We start from the raw sequence: 17,679 nt of genomic DNA, 5'->3' as shown, positions 1-17,679 counted from the left end.
CCGCACCGTTCGAACTCCTTGTACGAGCTCTTGGACGTTCACCGCGTGCTCGACGCGCTCGGCTCGCACCCCGACGTATGGCGGCACACCGTCGTCCTGATCAACTACGACGAGAACGACGGCTTCTTCGACCACGTTCCGCCGCCCGTGCCGCCCGCCGACAACAGGCACGAGCGCTGGCAGGGCTGCCGACCGGGCTCGGCATCAGGGTGCCGATGCTGGTCGTCTCGCCCTGGTCGGTCGGCGGCTATGTCTGCTCCGAGGTCTTCGACCACTCCTCGGTGATCCGGCTGCTGGAGAAGTGGACGGGCGTCGCGGAACCGAACATCACCCCCTGGCGGCACGCCGTTACCGGCGATCTCACGTCGGCCTTCGACTTCCGCCGCGGCAGGCCACAGCCCGAGGTGGAGCGGCCGGGCGCGATACCGCCGTTCACGGGACGCTGGCGGCCCGTGCCGCCGAAGGTGCAGCACATGCCCGTACAGGAGGAGGGGATCCGTCCCGCGCGGCCGCTGCCGTACCAGCCCGACGCGCACGGCAGGGTCAGGGGTGACGTCTTCAGCGTCGAGCTCAGCAACAGCGGGCGCGCGAGCGCGCACTTCGCGCTGTATCCGTACGCCGGTGAGTTCCCCGTTCCGCAGCACAACGACGTAAGGGGCAGGGCGCAATGGTCGGTGCCCCTTACCGGAGCCACCCGGGGTGAGGGTGGCGCCTACCGCTTCACGATCACCGGGCCGAACGGTTTCCGCCGCGAGTTCGCGGGCAGCGCGGGCGGTCCGGCGGAGGTCGCCACCTCCATCGACCACCATCACCGCGATCTGCACCTCACGCTTCGCAACGAGGGCAGTAGGCCGGTCACGTTCACCATCCGCCCGCTGGCCTACGTCGACGAGGCCGACCTCCACGACTGGACCCGCACCATCACGGTCAAGGCGGGCCGCAGCCGCACCGTCGTGCACTCGGCGGCCGACGCGCACGGCTGGTACGACATCGAGGTGACCGCCGACCGGGACGAGAGGTTCCGGCGCCGTCTGATGGGTCACATCGAGAACGGGCGGGCGAGCGTGTCGGGCTGAGCCCCGGACGGAAAGAGGCGCAGGTAACGAGCGGTGTGCCGGAGCCCGCCGACCATGGCCCGGGCTCTGGCACACCGCTGTGAGTAAGCCCACGAAACGGGCAAAGGATCACTATTGCCTGCCAGAGTGTCTCTTTCTAGGTCATGAGTTCTTTGCGGGCTGTTCCCGATCAAAGATCCACGAACCACCCAGGGAGCACCCACGTTGGCCGCAATCGCCCGGTGGTGCATCAAGCACCGCCTTGTCGTCGTTGTGCTCTGGCTCTTCGCTCTCGGCGGCGTCGCGACCGCGGCGGGGGTCGCGGGTTCGGCCTACTCCAACGACTACGAGGTCCCGGGCACCGAATCCGGCCGCGCCGCGGCCCTCCTGGAGGAGGGATTCCACGGCCAGGGCGGCGACAGCGACACCATCGTGTGGCACACGGACACCGGTAGCGTCCGCGCCGACGGCATCCACCAGCGGATGTCCGGGATGCTCCACGAGGTCGCCAGGCTCGACGGGGTCGCCGCCGTCGTCAGCCCCTACGGCAACGAGGGCGCCGGCCGGACCAGCCCCGACGGGCACACCGCCTACGCCACCGTCACCTTCGACCAGCAGGCCGACAACGTTCCCAAGGCTCAGGCCGAGGCGGTCGTCACCACCGCGAAGGCAGCCGAGACCGACGGGCTCCAGGTCGAGCTGGGCGGCAGCGCCATCGCGCCGACCGAGGGGTCGAGCGCGCATGTGGCCGAGATCGTCGGCGTGGTCGTCGCCGCCGCCGTCCTCTTCCTCGCGTTCGGGTCGCTCGCCGCCAGCCTGCTCCCCATCGCCACCGCCCTCGTGTCGGTCGGCACCGCCTTCGCGGGCATCGTGCTCCTCGGGCATGTGATGACCGTCGCCGACTTCGCCCCCATGCTCGGCATGCTGATCGGGCTCGGCGTCGGCATCGACTATGCGCTGTTCATCGTGAGCAGACACCGCAAGGGCCTGCGGCGCGGGCTGCCAGTGGCCGAAGCGGCCAGGGACGCCGTCGCCACCACCGGCCGTGCCGTGGTCTTCGCCGGCGCCACCGTCTGCATCGCGCTGCTCGGCATGCTCATCCTGCAGCTCGGCTTCCTCAACGGCGTCGCGATCGCGGCCTGTCTGACCGTCGTCCTCACCGTGGCTGCCTCGGTGACGCTGCTGCCCGCGCTGCTGTCCTTCATCGGCATGCGGGCGCTCAGCAGGCGTGAGCGGCGCCGGCTCATCGAGCACTGTCCGCAGCCCGAGCTGCCGACCGGCTTCGCCGCCCGCTGGTCCGCTTTTGTCGAACGCCATCCGAAGCTGCTCGGAGCCGTCGCCGCGGTGGTCATGCTGGTGCTGGCCCTGCCGACGTTCTCGCTCCACCTCGGCACCTCGGACCAGGGCAACGGCCCCTCCTCGGCGACCACCCGCCAGGCATACGACCTGCTGGCGGAGGGCTTCGGCCCGGGCGTCAACGGCCCGCTCACCCTCGTCGCCCATCTCGACGGCGCCGACGACCGGCTGGCCATGGGCAAGCTGCCGGACGCCCTTCGGCGCGCCGATGGCATCACATCCGTCGGCCCTGTCACGTACAACGGCAGCGGCGACACGGCGGTGCTCACCGCCGTACCGGACTCGGCACCCCAGTCGAAGGCGACCAGCGAGCTCGTCGACCACCTGCGCGACGACGTCCTGCCCGCAGCGTCGGACGGCACCTCCCTCCAGGTGCACGTCGGCGGCGTGACGGCGAGCTACGACGACTTCGCCGAGGTCATCGTCGGCAAGCTGCCGCTCTTCGTCGGCGTCGTCATCGCGCTCGGCTGTCTGCTTCTGCTGCTGGCCTTCCGCTCCCTGGGCATCCCGCTGAAGGCCGCATTGATGAATGTGGCCGCCGTCGCCTCCTCCTTCGGGATCGTCGTCGCGATCTTCCAGTGGGGGTGGGGCAGCGAGCTTCTCGGACTCGGCCGGGCGGGCCCGATCGAGCCCTTCCTTCCGGTGATCATGGTCTCGGTGCTCTTCGGGCTCTCCATGGACTACCAGGTCTTCCTGGTCAGCAGGATGTACGAGGAGTGGCTGGAGACGGGCGACAACCGGCGGGCGGTACGGGTCGGCCTCGCCGAGACGAGCCGCGTGATCAACTCCGCGGCCGTGATCATGATTTCGGTCTTCCTCGCCTTCGTCCTCAGCGGCGATCGGGTCATCGCGATGTTCGGCATCGCACTGGCGGCGGCGGTCGCCCTGGACGCCTTTGTACTGCGTACGCTCCTGGTGCCCGCCCTCATGCACCTGCTGGGCGACGCGAACTGGTGGCTGCCGCGCTGGCTGGGCCGGCGGCTGCCGCGGATCAGCATCGAACCCCCCGAGTGCCGTGTGCATGCGAAGATCCCTGGGCAGCGCGCGAGCGAGGACGGGCAGCTCGTGCCGTAAACGGGCCGAGCTCGTGCCGTAGAGGGGCCGGAGGAGAACGATGTTCGCGATATCACTGGGCGACGACGGAGCGGAACTGCGCCCCCTTGAGCCGTGGCAGGCCGAGGAGTTCCTCGCCCATATGGACCGAGGGCGGGAGTTCATCGGCGAGTACATCGCGTTTGCGGCGGCTGCCGCGGATCTCGAATCGGCGCGTGCCCTCCTCCAGTCGTACGCGGACAAGCAGGCCGCGGACAGCGGCCGGCTCTACGGGATCTGGCTGGACGGGACCCTCGTCGGCGGCGTGCTCTTCCGGATCTTCGAACCCGCTTCGGGCAACTGCGAGGCGGGCTGCTGGCTGGAGCCGTCCGCTGCCGGGCGCGGTCTGGTCACACGGGCGGTACGGGTGCTGATCGACTGGGCCGTGGAGCAGCGCGGGATGCACCGGGTCGAGTGGGTGGCCGCCTCGGCGAACACGGCGAGCATCAACGTCGCGAAGCGGCTGGGGATGACGCGGGAGGGGGTGCTGCGGGAGAACTATCCGTACCGCGGCGTGCGGCACGACATGGAGGTGTGGTCGGTGCTGGCGCCCGAATGGCGGGAGCTGCGGACGCAGGCCGGTCATTAAGCGGAATCTCAGACAGGCCGCCTAACGTGCGGCGCATGAATCCCACCGAGACCAAAGAGACCACCGACACGACCGCACCGACCGAGGCGGCGGAGGCGACCGACACGACTGCCGAGCCCACATCCGACGGGCACGACGGGGAAGCCACCGACCAGTCAGCGTCGGCGGAGGGCGACCCGGACGACGCCGAGGAGACGCCGCGCACCTCCTCGGGCCTCGGATCCGCCGCGGCGGGCATCGTCGCGGCCGGTCTGGGTGTCGTGGCGCTCAGCGGCAGCTGGGTCGGGAGGGTCGCCGCGGAGCGGCAGACGCTGATCGGCCAGATCAAGACCTCACAGGGCGGCACCCCGGCCCAGCAGATCTCAGCGGTATACGGCGACGCCTGGCACACCACCGCCCTGACCAACGGCATCTTCGCGCTCCTCGCCCTGATCGTCGGCGCCGCCGTGCTTGCGCTGCCGCAGAAGGCCGGATGGGTAAGGGCATTCGCCGTGGCCGGCGTCGTGCTCGGCGCCCTGGGGATGATCGTCTCCGCGGGGATGTACTTCGACCTCTTCCTGACACTGCCCAGTACCGGCTCCTGAGCCGCACGACCTCGGCGCACGGCTGCGGGCAGCAGGCTTCACGCGACCAGAGGTCCGCAGGCGAAGAGCGGTTGGGGCTCCTTCGGCGAGGGCGGCCCTAAGGCGTCTCGGGAGGGGGCCTTAGGTCATAGGCGCAGGGCACCCCGGGCGTCTAAGGACCCCGCGCCCGCGAAGATGCGGAAAGATCCCGATGTGGCAGACCCCCTGGGGAACGAAAGTTGAGGCATCGCAAGACGCCAAGACGATTCACCACCAGGGAGTACGAGATGTTCGAGCACCACATCCACCAGATCCACCAGTTCCGTCAGGCCGAGCTCATCCGTCAGGCCGAGGCGGCGCGGCTCGCGCGGCAGGTGCGCAAGGCCCGTCGTGCTGCCAGACGAGCGGCCAAGGAATCAGGAGAGGGCCGGGTGAGTTCCGGCAACTCCGGCTATGCACGGGCCGCGTAAGCCGACAGGGCCTCGTGTGATGACTGTCATCCCGATCACCGGCGCCGCGTTGTCAGAGGGCTGTGCGATGCTCGGCGACGTGGAGACCAGGTCCGTAAGCCCGGTGTTCGTCGGCCGCGCCGGCGAACTGACCGCGCTCACCAGTGCGCTCGCCCGTGCCGCCGCGGGCGAGCCGCAGCCGTTGCTCGTCGGCGGTGAGGCCGGGGTCGGCAAGACCCGGCTCGTCGAGGAGCTGCTCGCCGAGGCGTGCCGCCGCGAGGCCGTCGTCGCGGTCGGCGGCTGCGTCGAGATCGGCGCGGACGGGCTGCCCTTCGCACCCTTCTCGACCGCGCTGCGCGCGCTCCACCGTCAACTGCCCCAGGAGCTCGCCGCGGCCGCCGCCGGTCAGGAGGACGAGCTGGCGCGGCTGCTGCCGGAGCTGGGGGAGACCCCGCGCGGGGAGCGCGGCCGGCATGACGAGGAGGGCACGGCCCGCCTCTTCGAGCTGACCGCGCGGCTGCTTGAGCGCGTCGCCGCGGACCGCACGGTGGTCCTGGTCCTCGAGGACATGCACTGGTCCGACGCGTCCACGCGCCACCTGCTCGCCTATCTCTTCCGCACGCTGCGCCGCGGTCGGCTGGTCCTGATCGCTACGTACCGCTCGGACGATGTCCACCGGCGCCATCCGCTGCGGCCGTTCCTCGCCGAGCTCGACCGGATGCGCACCGTCCAGCGCATCGAGCTGACCCGTTTCAACCGCGCCGAGGTCCACCGCCAGATGGCCGGCATCCTGGCCGTCGAGCCCGAACCGGCCATGGTGGACCGGGTCTTCCAGCGCTCGGACGGCAATGCCTTCTTCGTCGAGGAGCTTGCCTGCAGCATCACTGACGAGGGCTGCTCCAAGGGCCTGCCGGACACGCTGCGCGACATCCTTCTCGTCCGCATCGAGGCGTTGCCGGAGGACGCCCAGCGGGTGGCTCGCATAGTCGCGGAAGGCGGCTCGACCGTGGAGTACGGTCTGCTGTTCGCCGTCGCCCGGCTCGGTGAGGACGACCTCATCGAGGCGCTGCGGGCCGCCGTGGGGGCGAACATCCTGCTGGCCACGCCCGACGGGGGCGGCTACCGCTTCCGGCACTCCCTCACACGCGAGGCCGTCAGCGACGATCTGTTGCCCGGTGAGCGATCCCGGCTCAACCGGCGGTATGCGGAGTCGCTGGAGGCCGACCCGTCCCTCGTCCGGGACGACGAGCGGGCGATGCGGCTTGCGACGTACTGGTACCACGCACACGACGCCGCCAAGGCGCTGCCCGCCGTGCTGAGCGCCTCCGTCGAGGCGCGCCGACGCCACGCATACTCCGAGCAACTGCGGCTGCTGGAACGGGCGATGGAACTGTGGGACGGCGCGCCCGATGAGGTGCGGGGCGAGCTGCGGCCCGTCGACTACGCGGAGGCGTATCCGCCGTGCGGCTGCGATCCCGCCACCACGCCGCTGCGCTTCCTCGACCTGATGGCGGAGGCGGCCGTCGCGGGCCGCCTCAGCGGTGAGCGGGAACGAGCACTGAAGATCACCAAGCGCGGGCAGCGGCTGGCACAGGCGGATGACGACGCGCTGCGCGCCGCCTGGTTCTCCGTCCAGCGCTCCCGGCTGATCTCGTCGCTGGGCCGCGGTGACGGCTGGGCGGAGCTCGCCGCCGCACAGGAGTTGGTGCGCGGACTGCCGCCGTCCGCCGTCCATGCGGAGGTGCTCGCGGAGGCGGCGGGCTGGGGCATGGTGCACGATCCCGGACCGGGGAGCCTGGCGACCGCCGAGCTCGCCTTGGAGTACGCGCGCATGGTCGGCATGGAGGACAACGAACTGCGTGCCCGCCTCACCCTCGGCAGTCTGATGGTCGACGCGGGCCATATCGACGAGGGGCTCGCGGAGATGTACGCGGTCAAAGAGCGGGTCGTCTCCCTCGATCTGCCCTCACATGTGGGGCGCACCCATGTGAATCTGCCGTCCGTGCTGGAGGGAATCGGCCGCTCGCAGGAGTCCGTGGAAGTCCTCACCGAGGGGGTCGAACTCTCCCGCAACTACGGCCTGTTGGACACCGAGGCGTGGGTCCTGAACAACCTGGCCGAGTCGTACCAGTCGCTCGGGCGCTGGGACGAGACGGCCGAGGCCACGGACCGGGCGGCGCGGATTGCGCTGAGCCCCAAGCCCCGGGGCTATGCGGCGATCCAGTGTGCCGAACAGGCCCTGGCCCGGGGCGATGTGGCGAAGGCGTCGGAGCATCTGAAGGCGGCGCGCGAGCACTTCGGACCCAATGACCCGATGCCGCAGACCAACCTTCCGCTGCACACGCTCGCCCTGAGCATCGCGGCGGCACAGGGGCGTGTGCTGGACGCTCGGGCGGAGTTCGAGCGGGCGGCGACCGAGGGCTTCCCGGCGGGCACCCAGCGGTACGCGTGGCCGCTGCTGCGGGCCGCGGCCACGCTGGAGGCGGACACCCGCGGCCTGCCCCTAGCGGAGACGGGCCGCACCGAGGCGCTCGAACGGATCAGCAAGGCGTCGAGAGGGCTTGTCACCGCGGTGCCGGTGTGGGTGGCCCACGAGCGCTGGGTCCGCGCCGAACTGCTGCGCGCGGGCGGCGAGGACACGGCCGTCGACTGGGCGGAGGCGGGCACGGCCTTCGAGGCGGTGGACCGCCCGTACGACCTGGCGAGGGTCCGCCACCGCTGGGCGGAGGCGCTGCTCCAGTCGGACCGCGCGCTGGCGGGGGACCTGCTGCGCCAGGCGGCCGCGACGGCCAAGAAATTGGGCGCGCGCCCCCTGTCCGAGGACATCGCCCTGCTGGCCCAGCGCGCCCGCATCTCCCTGATGGACGCCCCCAGCCAGCCGACCGCCGCACCACCGCAGGGACCGGCGCTCGGCCTGACCCGCCGCGAGGAGGACGTGCTGCGCCTGGTGGCGGCGGGCCGCAGCAACCGCCAGATCGCGGAGGAGCTGTTCATCTCCCCGAAGACCGCGAGCGTCCACGTCTCCAACATCCTGTCGAAACTGGGCGTCTCGGGCCGCGGCGAGGCAGCAGCGATGGCCCACCGCCTGCGCCTGTTCCCACCCTCGGGAGACCCGACCTCTCACCCCGCGGCCTCGGCCTGACGACCGTCGTCAGGACGTGTTCTCGTCCTTCGGGAGGCGGATCGTGACCTTGCCCGAGGCCAGGTCTATCGGGCCGTGGCTCGGGTCGTTGTCGCCTATGTCGACCCTCGTCAGGGCCAGGCGGTTGCGCTCCTCGTCGGTGTGCTTGCGGCCCGGTGCGAAGAACTCCTCGAAGACGTTGAACACAAGCCGTTCACCCCCTACTTCACCTCCAGCTGGAGGATCTTGTCGTCCCCCGGCTCGGGCGTACCCCGGGTGTCGGTCTCGCTCGTGACGAGCCAGACCTTGGCGCCGCCCGCCGACAGGACCGTGCGCAGGCGGCCGTACGTCCCCTTCAGAAACGCCTGGGGCTGCGCCGAAGGTTCCGTGCCCGCCAGCGGGATCCGCCAGAGCCGCTCGCCCCTCAGCGACGCCATCCAGATCGAGCCCTCGGCGTACGCGATTCCGCTCGGCGACGCGTCCGCCGTCTTCCACTGGACCACGGGGTCGACGAAGCCCGGCTTGCCGCTCTTGCCTTCCACCTCAGGCCAGCCGTAGTTCTTGCCCGGCTCGATCAGATTGAGCTCGTCCCAGGTGTCCTGGCCGAACTCGGCGGCCCACAGGCGTTTGTCGGAGTCCCAGGCCAGCCCCTGCACATTGCGGTGGCCCCATGAGTAGACGACCGAGTCCGCCTCCGGATTGCCGTGCACCGGCTGGCCGTCCGGGGTCATCCGCAGGATCTTGCCGCCCAGTGACTTCTGGTCCTGCGCGAGCTCCCTGTCACCCGTCTCGCCCGTGCCCGCGTAGAGCATCTTGTCCGGTCCGAACGCGATTCGCCCGCCATTGTGGACGCGCCCCTTGGGGATGCCCCTCAGGATCGTGTCCGGTGCGCCCAGTTGCTGGTCGGCCGGCTTCTGCTCGTCGTAGAGCATGCGGGCGATGCGGTTGTCCGACTCGGTCGTGAAGTATGCGTACACCTGCTGGTCGGAGGCGAAGGACGGGGAGACGGCCAGGCCGAGGAGTCCGCCCTCGCCGCCCGGGGAGACGCCGGGCACGGAGCCGATCTGGGTCTTCTTGCCGGTCTCCACGTCGACCCGGGTGATCGTCCCCTCGTCACGCGAGGCGACCAGGAGATCACCGTCGGGCAACGCGGCCACACCCCACGGCGACTTCAGGTCCTTGGCCAGCGTGGACACGACCTTCACCGAGCCCTTCGCGGGCGGGCCCGTGGGACTCGGCGAGCCGCCCGAGCCGGACGCGGAAGGGCTCGGGGTGGCGGATGTCGCTCCCTGGCCGGCCGCTGCGGTGTCGCCGCCGGACGAGCACCCGGTCGCGAGCAGCAGCACGGCGGTGGCCAACACGGCCGTCACAGCAGGACGTTGCACGGTTCTGATCCCTTCGACGGCTGCATGATCTGCCCGACTACTGTTCTTACACCGCTCACGGCTCCCAGGTTCCCGATCTTGGGTTCCCGGTCCCGCCCGCGATCTCAGTCCCAGGATCCCCGCGCCTGCGGCAGCCCCGCCACTTCAGCCGCGTCCCGCACCGTCAGCCCGAGCCCCGCCGCGGCGGCGTTCTGCGCCGCCCACTCCTCGCGCTTCGTCCCCGGCACAGCCACCACATGCCGCCCCTGCGCCAGCACCCACGCCAGTGCCACCTGCGCCGGTGTCACACATGGGCCGTGCCGCTCGGCGATCCTCCGGAGCCCCGCCACCACCGGCTGGTTCGCCGCCATCATCTCCGCCGTGAACCGCGGATGGCGTGCTCGCACATCGTCCGGCTCGAAACCCTGCCCGGGCGTGAGCCTCCCCGCGAGAAAGCCGTTCCCGAGCGGCATCGCCGCCAGTAACCCCACGCCGCGTGCCTCGCACCACGGCACCAGTCGCTCCAGTGCCTCCGGCGACCACACCGACAGCTCCGCCTGCACCGCGCTCACCGGAAAGACCTGTTGCACCCGCTCCAGCTGCCGGATCGTTCCGTCGTACAGATGCGCCCCCGCGCGAGCCCCCGAACCCCCCGGAGCTTCGGCGCGAGCCCCCGCAAGCCTCGAAGCCCCCGCAAGAGCTCCCGAAGCCCCCGGAGCCCCTGCACGTGCTCCCGAAGCCCCCGATGTACCCGCACGTGCTCCCGACCGTGCCCCCGGGCGCCGGGACGCGCGCGCCCCCACCGCGCAGAACCCCAGCGCCCGCACCTTCCCGGCCGTCACCAGCTCCGCCATCGCACCCCAGGTCTCCTCGACCGGTACCTCGGGATCCGGGCGGTGCAGCTGATAGAGGTCGATCACATCGGTCCCCAGCCGCCGCAGCGAGGCGTCACAGGCCCGCTTCACATACCCCGGCCGCCCATTGGCCACCACATGCTGATCGCCGACGAGCAGCCCGACCTTCGTCGATACGAACGCCTCCCGGCGCCGCTCCTTCAGCACCCGCCCGATCAGCAGCTCATTGGTGAAGGGCCCGTACATATCGGCCGTGTCCAGCAGGCTGGAGCCGGCATCCAGCGCTGCGTGCACCGTACGCAGCGACCGGTCGCTGCGCTGCTGGGAGCTGCTGTACGCCCAGCTCATCGGCATACAGCCGAGCCCGATCGCGCCCACTTCGAGGGCCGCCGCACCGATTGTCCTGCGCTCCAACTACCCGTACCCCTCACTCGGCCGCTGACCAAACTAACGAATGTGGAGCGCCGGGATGCGCCCAGCCTCGTGAGGATTAGCCTCCTGACCATGACTGCAGACGTGTGGCTCCCGATTCCGGCCGACGAGATCGAAGGGCTTCCCACCCCCTCCGACGCGGGCCTCAACTACCTCTTCTGGGACGGTGGTCCGGACTTTCCCGGCGACCCCGCCAGCTGTGTCTTCTACGCCGTCCCCTACATGAAGGGCCTGGAGGTCGCGGTACGCCCGCTGGCCGCCATGACGTCCGTACGCGTCGTCCAGACGCTCTCCGCCGGAATCGATCACGTCGAGCCGGGGCTCGGCTCGCTGCCTGCCGGCGTACGTCTGTGCAACGCCAAGGGAGTCCACGAAGCCTCCACCGCGGAGCTCACCCTCGCCCTGATCCTCGCCTCGCTGCGTGGCATTCCCGGCTTCGTACACGGCCAGGACAAGGAGGAATGGCGTGCCGGCTTCTATCCGGCGCTCGCCGACAAGTCGGTGCTCATCGTCGGATACGGATCGATCGGTGCCGCGATCGAGGACCGGCTCGCACCGTTTGAATGCGCGCGGGTGGCGCGCGTCGCGCGCTCCGCACGCGCCACGGAGCGCGGCGAAGTGCGCGCACTCACCGATCTGCCCGCCCTGCTTCCGGATGCGGATGTGGTGATCCTTTCGACCCCGCTCACCGAGCAGACGAAGGGCCTGGCGAACGCCGCTTTCCTGGCCCGCATGAAGGACGGCGCGCTTCTCGTGAACGTCGCGCGCGGCCCCGTCGTGGACACCAAGGCCCTGCTGGCCGAGGTGGAGAGCGGACGTCTGACCGCCGCGCTCGATGTCACCGACCCCGAGCCGCTGCCTTCGGGACACCCGCTCTGGCACGCTCCGGGCGTCCTTGTCAGCCCCCATGTGGGCGGCTCCACCTCCGCGTTCATGCCGCGCGCCAAGCGGCTGCTGGCCGGACAAATCACCCGGTTCGCCGCGGGAGAGCCGGTGCGCAACGTGGTGTTCACAACGGAATAGCCGCGCGGCCCGCCCCTCTTCCGGCACTCTGTGAAGTCACCTGGATGCGCCGCGTGCCGACAGTGGTATTCATCGTCACGGAGAGTAGAGGAGCTATGTCCCTGAGTGACCGTTCTGGTGTATCGTCCCGAACTGGGGGCTGCACCTGGCAAGGGGCGGTGCGGTAGCGAGACCTGACTGCCGATCAGACTTCGAGGGGGGCGACGGGCGATGTACGGCCTATGGACGAACAATCCGACGCGGCGGGGCCACCGACGGCGACCCTCGCACACTCCGAAGCGCAGATCCCATCCGATGTCTCACCCACCGGTGGCGGTGCTCCCCGGGGCGGCCCGGTGAGCGCCCAGGGGGCGATCATGGCCCGGCGGCCCGTGCCCGGTGGCAGCACGGGACCGTTCTCCCAGCTCCTCCTGGCCGGCGTCTGCGGCGGTTACGGCATCGGCTCCGCCTTCGGCTGGGGCTCGCACGAAGTCGCATTGGTCATGGGCGACTTCGGCCTCAGCGCCGCCGCCCTGATCGCGGCCGTCTCCTGCTTCCTCTACGCCCGCGCGAGTCAGAGCCGCTTTCGGCTCGCCTGGCTGCTGTTCGCGGTCTCCTCCGCGATGGCCGCGGCGGGCAACGCGGTGTGGGGCTGGTACGAGGTGGTGCTGGACCGTGAGGTACCGAGCCCCTGCATCGCCGACCTGTTCTTCCTCTGCTTCGCGCCGCCCGCCATCGTCGGCCTGCTCGTTCTCGCCAAGCGTCCGGTCACCAGGGCGGGTTGGGTCTGCCTCGCGCTGGACGCCTGGCTGATCGGCGGCTCGCTGCTCACGCTCTCCTGGAGCCTCGCGCTCGCCCACAGCGCGCAGGTGCAGGGCGAGAGCGTGGCTCCCGCCGCACTCTCCCTCGCCTATCCGCTGCTCGACATCGTGCTGGTCAGCATGCTGCTCGCGCTGCACTTCCGCCGCTCCGCCACCAACCGCTCCGCCGTCAACACGGCCATCGCCGCCCTCGCCCTGACCGTGCTGTGCGACGCGCTGTTCACCTCGCCGCTGCTGCGTGAGAACTACCGCTCGGGCCAGCTCCTCGACGCAGGCTGGTTCGCCGGTTCGCTGCTGCTCGCGTACGCCCCCTGGGGCGCACGCCGCACGGCCGAGGCGACGCGGCACCCGCGCGGACCTCGCCACCTCAGCCGCCCCGTCGCAGGCTCGCTGGCCGCCCTCACGCCGTATCTCGCCGCCGCCGTCTGCACCCTCGGCATCCTGCACAACGTCATCGAGGGCCGCCGGGTGGACCGGGTCGTCGTCCTCACGGGCTGCACGGTCGTCCTCGCCCTGGTGGTCCGGCAGGGCATCATGCTCCTCGACAACATCGCCCTCACCCATGAACTGGCGCAGAAGGAGAACCACTTCCGCTCGCTGGTGCAGGGGTCGAGCGACGTCATCATGATCGCCGCCCCGAGCGGGATACTGCGCTATGTCAGCCCCGCCGCCGCCGGTGTGTACGGCCGGGATGCCGAGGAGCTGATCGGCTCCGAGCTGGCCTCGATCATCCACCCCGAGGACCTGGGCCGGGTGGTCCACGAGGTGCGCCGGTTTCTGGCCGCTCCTCCGGCGGAGGAGCCCACCACCCGGATCGAGTGCCGCTTCAAGTCGGGCAGCGGCGAATGGCTGAATGTGGAGTCCACGGTCAACCGTCACCAGGGCGGACTGATCTTCAACAGCCGCGACGTCACCGAACGGGTCCGGCTCCAGGCCCAGCTTCAGCACAACGCCGAGCACGACCCGCTCACCGACCTGCCCAACCGCGCCCTGTTCACCGAGCGCGTCCGCCAGGCCCTCACCGGGCGCCGCGCGGGTGACTCCGGCACCGCGGTCCTCTTCATCGACCTCGACGGCTTCAAGGGGGTCAATGACCGCCTGGGCCACCAGGCCGGCGACGAGCTGCTGATCCAGGCGGCGCGCCGCCTCCAGGACTCGGTACGGACCGGGGACACCGCCGCCCGGCTCGGCGGGGACGAGTTCGCGGCCCTGATCGTCGGCGACGGCGGCCGGGACCGGACCGCCCGCGAGTACCAGGTCCAGGAGATCGCCGACCGGCTGCGCCTCACCCTCTCCCAGCCGTACCGCATCGACGGCAACGAAGTGCGGGTGGCGGCCTCCATCGGGGTGGCTTTCGCCGAGCCCGCCATCACGCCCACCAACCTCATGCGCAACGCCGACCTCGCCATGTACCGCGCCAAGGCGGCGGGCAAGGACCGGGTCGAGCTGTACGCGCCACAGATGCAGGATGAGGTGGTCCGCCGCTCCGAGCTGGCCGCGCGCCTGCGCAGCGCCCTGCACGAGGGCGAATTCGCGCTGCTCCATCAGCCCGTCGTGAACCTCGCCACCGGCCGTATCGCCGCCGTCGCCGCCCAGGCCCGCTGGCGCTCCGCCCAGGGCATCCTGTTCACCCCGGCCGAATTCCTGCGGGTCGCCGACGACGGCGACCGCAGCGCCGAGATCGGCCACTGGCTGCTCGAGGAGGCCGTGGAGCAGGCCGCCGAGCGCGGCAGACTGGGCCATCTGGTGCCTGTCTCGGTCCGGATGTCGGCCCGCAGGCTGCTGGACAAGTCCCTGCCCCTCGGCTCCGTCGAGGCCCTCCTCACCCGGCACGGACTACCGTCCGGAGCGCTGATCATCGAGCTCGCCGACAGCGATCCGCGGATCTCCTTCGACGATCTGGAGCAGCGTCTCGCCTCGCTGCGCAGACTCGGCGTGCGGATCGCCCTGGACGGCTTCGGCAGCGGATACGCCGCCATCAACGCACTGCGCAGGCTCCCCGTGGACGTACTGAAACTGGACAGAGGTCTGGTCGAGGGCGTCGTCGAGTCGGCCCGGCTGCACAAGATCACAAGCGGGCTGCTCCGTATCGCCTGCGACCTCGGCATGCAGTCCGTGGCGGACGGGGTCGACGTGCCCGAGCAGGTGATCGCCCTGCGCGCCATGGGGTGCACGCACGGCCAGGGCATGGCCTTCTCGGGGCCGCTGGACGAGTACCGACTGCGCCGCTCGCTGGTTCGCGAGGACTTCCCGGTGCCTGGCGGGATCGCCCTGCCCGTCCTGACGGGTGGCGCATTCACCGCACGCAATGGCTCAAATAATGAGACGCGTGTCCCACCCACTTGACAGTCATGGCGCGCCGGGGGGAGGGTCAGTGCCATGCGCACCCGAATTCTCGTACTTGGAAAGCGCGTCGGCTGAGCAGGGTCCCCTAAAACCCTGCGGACACCTCCCGACGCGCTCCCCTCGCTTGCCTCACGGCACGAGGGGTTTTTTGTTGCACTGGCACACCCCAAACCCTCGCAAAAACCCTCAGCTTCGAGAAGAGAATGCCGATGACCGAGCAGGCCACCGGGGCCCACCATCCGCAGCCGCGGGCCCGTACCGGCGGACACCAGACCGCTGCAGTTGAGCACGTCACGGGCGCGCAGTCCCTCATCCGTTCTCTCGAGGAAGTAGGGGCCGACACGGTCTTCGGCATCCCCGGCGGTGCCATCCTCCCCGCGTACGACCCGATGATGGACTCCACCAAGGTCCGTCACGTCCTGGTCCGCCACGAGCAGGGCGCGGGCCACGCGGCCACCGGCTACGCGCAGGCCACCGGTAAGGTCGGCGTCTGCATGGCCACCTCGGGCCCCGGCGCCACCAACCTGGTCACCCCGATCGCCGACGCGCACATGGACTCGGTGCCGCTCGTCGCGATCACCGGCCAGGTGGCCTCCAAGGCCATCGGCACCGACGCCTTCCAGGAGGCGGACATCTGCGGCATCACGATGCCGATCACCAAGCACAACTTCCTGGTCACCAAGGCCGACGACATCCCGCGCACCATCGCCGAGGCCTTCCACATCGCCTCGACCGGCCGCCCGGGACCGGTCCTGGTCGACATCGCCAAGGACGCACTCCAGGCGCAGACCACCTTCAGCTGGCCGCCGCAGCAGGACCTGCCCGGATACCGTCCGGTGACCAAGCCGCACGCCAAGCAGATCCGTGAGGCCGCCAAGCTGATCGTCCAGGCCCGGCGCCCCGTCCTGTACGTCGGCGGCGGCGTTCTCAAGGCCGGCGCCACCGCCGAGCTGAAGGTCCTCGCAGAACTCACCGGAGCGCCCGTCACCACCACCCTGATGGCGCTCGGCGCATTCCCCGACAGCCACCCGCTGCACGTGGGAATGCCGGGCATGCACGGTTCGGTCACCGCCGTCACCGCGCTGCAGAAGGCCGACGTGATCGTCGCCCTCGGAGCCCGCTTCGACGACCGTGTCACCGGCAAGCTGGACAGCTTCGCGCCGTACGCAAAGATCGTCCACGCCGACATCGACCCGGCCGAGATCGGCAAGAACCGCACCGCGGACGTCCCGATCGTCGGTGACGCCCGCGAAGTCATCGCCGACCTGGTGCAGGCCGTCCAGGCAGAGCACAGCGACGGACACGCCGGCGACTACGGCACCTGGTGGAAGGACCTCAACCGCTGGCGCGAGACCTACCCGCTCGGCTACGACCAGCCGGACGACGGCAGCCTCTCGCCGCAGCAGGTCATCCAGCGCATCGGCGAGCTCGCCCCGGAGGGCACCATCTACGCCGCGGGCGTCGGCCAGCACCAGATGTGGGCCGCGCACTTCATCCAGTACGAGAAGCCCGCGACCTGGCTGAACTCCGGCGGCGCGGGAACGATGGGATACGCGGTCCCGGCCGCGATGGGTGCCAAGGCCGGCAAGCCGGACCACACGGTCTGGGCGATCGACGGCGACGGCTGTTTCCAGATGACCAATCAGGAGCTCACCACCTGCGCCCTGAACAACATCCCGATCAAGGTCGCGATCATCAACAACGGCGCGCTGGGGATGGTCCGCCAGTGGCAGACCCTCTTCTACAACCAGCGTTACTCCAACACCGTGCTGCACTCGGGCCCCGATGCGTCCGGCAAGGAGCCCAGCGCCGGCACCCGGGTCCCCGACTTCGTGAAGCTGTCGGAGGCGATGGGCTGCCACGCGATCCGCTGTGAGTCCCCGGACGACCTCGACAAGGTCATCGCCGAGGCCAATGCGATCAACGACCGCCCGGTCGTGGTCGACTTCATCGTCCACGAGGACGCCCAGGTCTGGCCGATGGTCGCCGCAGGCACCTCCAACGACGAGGTCATGGCGGCGCGCGGCGTCCGCCCCGACTTCGGCGACAACGAAGACGACTGAGAGCAGTAGGAAGAGGTACGACGCACCATGTCCAAGCACACGCTCTCCGTCCTGGTCGAGAACACGCCAGGCATCCTCGCCAGGATCGCCGCACTGTTCTCCCGTCGCGGCTTCAACATCGACTCGCTCGCCGTCGGTGTCACCGAGCACCCCGACATCTCCCGCATCACGATCGTGGTCAATGTCGAGGACCTGCCGCTGGAGCAGGTGACCAAGCAGCTCAACAAGCTGGTCAACGTTCTGAAGATCGTCGAGCTCGAGCCCGGCGGCGCGATCCAGCGCGAACTGGTGCTGGTGAAGGTCCGCGCGGACAACGAGACCCGCTCCCAGATCGTCGAGATCGTCCAGCTGTTCCGCGCCAAGACCGTGGACGTCTCGCCCGAGGCGGTCACCATCGAGGCCACCGGTTCGAGTGACAAGCTGGAGGCGATGCTCAAGATGCTGGAGCAGTTCGGCATCAAGGAGCTCGTCCAGTCCGGCACGATCGCCATAGGGCGCGGCGCCCGGTCCATCACGGACCGGTCCCTGCGGGCCCTGGACCGTTCCGCCTAGGCAGACCGCGCACCGGCGGA

At 70.3% G+C, this 17,679-nt stretch carries 12 protein-coding genes and 1 pseudogene; 10 read left to right on the top strand and 3 right to left on the bottom strand.

Going from position 1 to position 17,679, the window contains the following annotated elements; all coding sequences use genetic code 11:
• Nucleotides 1-42: 42 nt before the first annotated feature.
• From ACI2LP_RS09300 to ACI2LP_RS09275, 6 genes and pseudogenes are all read left to right on the top strand, one after another.
• Nucleotides 43-1,076, top strand: a pseudogene (locus ACI2LP_RS09300) (phospholipase domain-containing protein); the annotation flags it as partial.
• 204 nt (nucleotides 1,077-1,280) lie between these two features.
• Nucleotides 1,281-3,485 carry an MMPL family transporter gene (locus tag ACI2LP_RS09295; RefSeq protein ID WP_404723907.1) on the top strand — a complete coding sequence of 735 codons (2,205 nt, stop codon included), beginning with the start codon at nucleotides 1,281-1,283 and terminating at the stop codon, nucleotides 3,483-3,485.
• Nucleotides 3,486-3,525: 40 nt separating this feature from the next.
• Nucleotides 3,526-4,092, top strand: a complete 567-nt coding sequence (locus ACI2LP_RS09290) for a GNAT family N-acetyltransferase (RefSeq protein ID WP_404723906.1) — start codon at nucleotides 3,526-3,528, stop codon at nucleotides 4,090-4,092.
• Between the two features lie 35 nt (nucleotides 4,093-4,127).
• The gene (locus ACI2LP_RS09285) at nucleotides 4,128-4,676 is read left to right on the top strand and encodes a hypothetical protein (protein WP_404723905.1); all 549 of its coding nucleotides are present in this window, start codon (nucleotides 4,128-4,130) and stop codon (nucleotides 4,674-4,676) included.
• A gap of 266 nt (nucleotides 4,677-4,942) precedes the next feature.
• On the top strand, nucleotides 4,943-5,125 hold the full coding sequence (locus ACI2LP_RS09280; protein ID WP_404723904.1) for a hypothetical protein: 183 nt from the start codon (nucleotides 4,943-4,945) through the stop codon (nucleotides 5,123-5,125).
• 19 nt (nucleotides 5,126-5,144) lie between these two features.
• Nucleotides 5,145-8,246 (top strand): AAA family ATPase, encoded by a 3,102-nt coding sequence (locus ACI2LP_RS09275; protein ID WP_404723903.1) that lies wholly within the window; start codon nucleotides 5,145-5,147, stop codon nucleotides 8,244-8,246.
• Nucleotides 8,247-8,255: 9 nt separating this feature from the next.
• Here ACI2LP_RS09275 and ACI2LP_RS09270 read toward each other — a convergent pair whose 3' ends face one another.
• The 3 genes from ACI2LP_RS09270 to ACI2LP_RS09260 all read right to left on the bottom strand — a co-directional run bounded on the left by ACI2LP_RS09270 (nucleotide 8,256) and on the right by ACI2LP_RS09260 (nucleotide 10,857).
• Nucleotides 8,256-8,432 (bottom strand): DUF6191 domain-containing protein, encoded by a 177-nt coding sequence (locus ACI2LP_RS09270; protein WP_404723902.1) that lies wholly within the window; start codon nucleotides 8,430-8,432, stop codon nucleotides 8,256-8,258.
• Between the two features lie 14 nt (nucleotides 8,433-8,446).
• Complete coding sequence (locus ACI2LP_RS09265) at nucleotides 8,447-9,595, bottom strand: PQQ-dependent sugar dehydrogenase (protein ID WP_404723901.1); 1,149 nt, start codon at nucleotides 9,593-9,595, stop codon at nucleotides 8,447-8,449.
• A gap of 119 nt (nucleotides 9,596-9,714) precedes the next feature.
• Nucleotides 9,715-10,857, bottom strand: a complete 1,143-nt coding sequence (locus tag ACI2LP_RS09260) for an aldo/keto reductase (protein ID WP_404723900.1) — start codon at nucleotides 10,855-10,857, stop codon at nucleotides 9,715-9,717.
• A 90-nt stretch (nucleotides 10,858-10,947) separates the two neighbouring features.
• On the opposite strand from ACI2LP_RS09260, the gene ACI2LP_RS09255 reads away from it, so the two are divergent.
• The 4 genes from ACI2LP_RS09255 (at nucleotide 10,948) to ilvN (ending at nucleotide 17,659) form a co-directional block, all read left to right on the top strand.
• Nucleotides 10,948-11,898: a 2-hydroxyacid dehydrogenase gene (locus ACI2LP_RS09255; RefSeq protein WP_404723899.1), complete on the top strand. Its 951-nt coding sequence runs from the start codon at nucleotides 10,948-10,950 to the stop codon at nucleotides 11,896-11,898.
• A gap of 335 nt (nucleotides 11,899-12,233) precedes the next feature.
• On the top strand, nucleotides 12,234-15,044 hold the full coding sequence (locus ACI2LP_RS09250; protein WP_404723898.1) for a putative bifunctional diguanylate cyclase/phosphodiesterase: 2,811 nt from the start codon (nucleotides 12,234-12,236) through the stop codon (nucleotides 15,042-15,044).
• A 203-nt stretch (nucleotides 15,045-15,247) separates the two neighbouring features.
• Nucleotides 15,248-17,107 carry an acetolactate synthase large subunit gene (locus tag ACI2LP_RS09245; RefSeq protein WP_404723897.1) on the top strand — a complete coding sequence of 620 codons (1,860 nt, stop codon included), beginning with the start codon at nucleotides 15,248-15,250 and terminating at the stop codon, nucleotides 17,105-17,107.
• A 27-nt stretch (nucleotides 17,108-17,134) separates the two neighbouring features.
• The gene (ilvN, locus tag ACI2LP_RS09240) at nucleotides 17,135-17,659 is read left to right on the top strand and encodes an acetolactate synthase small subunit (RefSeq protein WP_005311534.1); all 525 of its coding nucleotides are present in this window, start codon (nucleotides 17,135-17,137) and stop codon (nucleotides 17,657-17,659) included.
• The last annotated feature ends 20 nt before the right edge of the window (nucleotides 17,660-17,679 follow it).

The organism is Streptomyces sp. NPDC019890 (assembly GCF_044903445.1).
Classification (GTDB): Bacteria; Actinomycetota; Actinomycetes; order Streptomycetales; family Streptomycetaceae; genus Streptomyces.
This window is presented reverse-complemented; position numbering and strand designations above follow the sequence as displayed.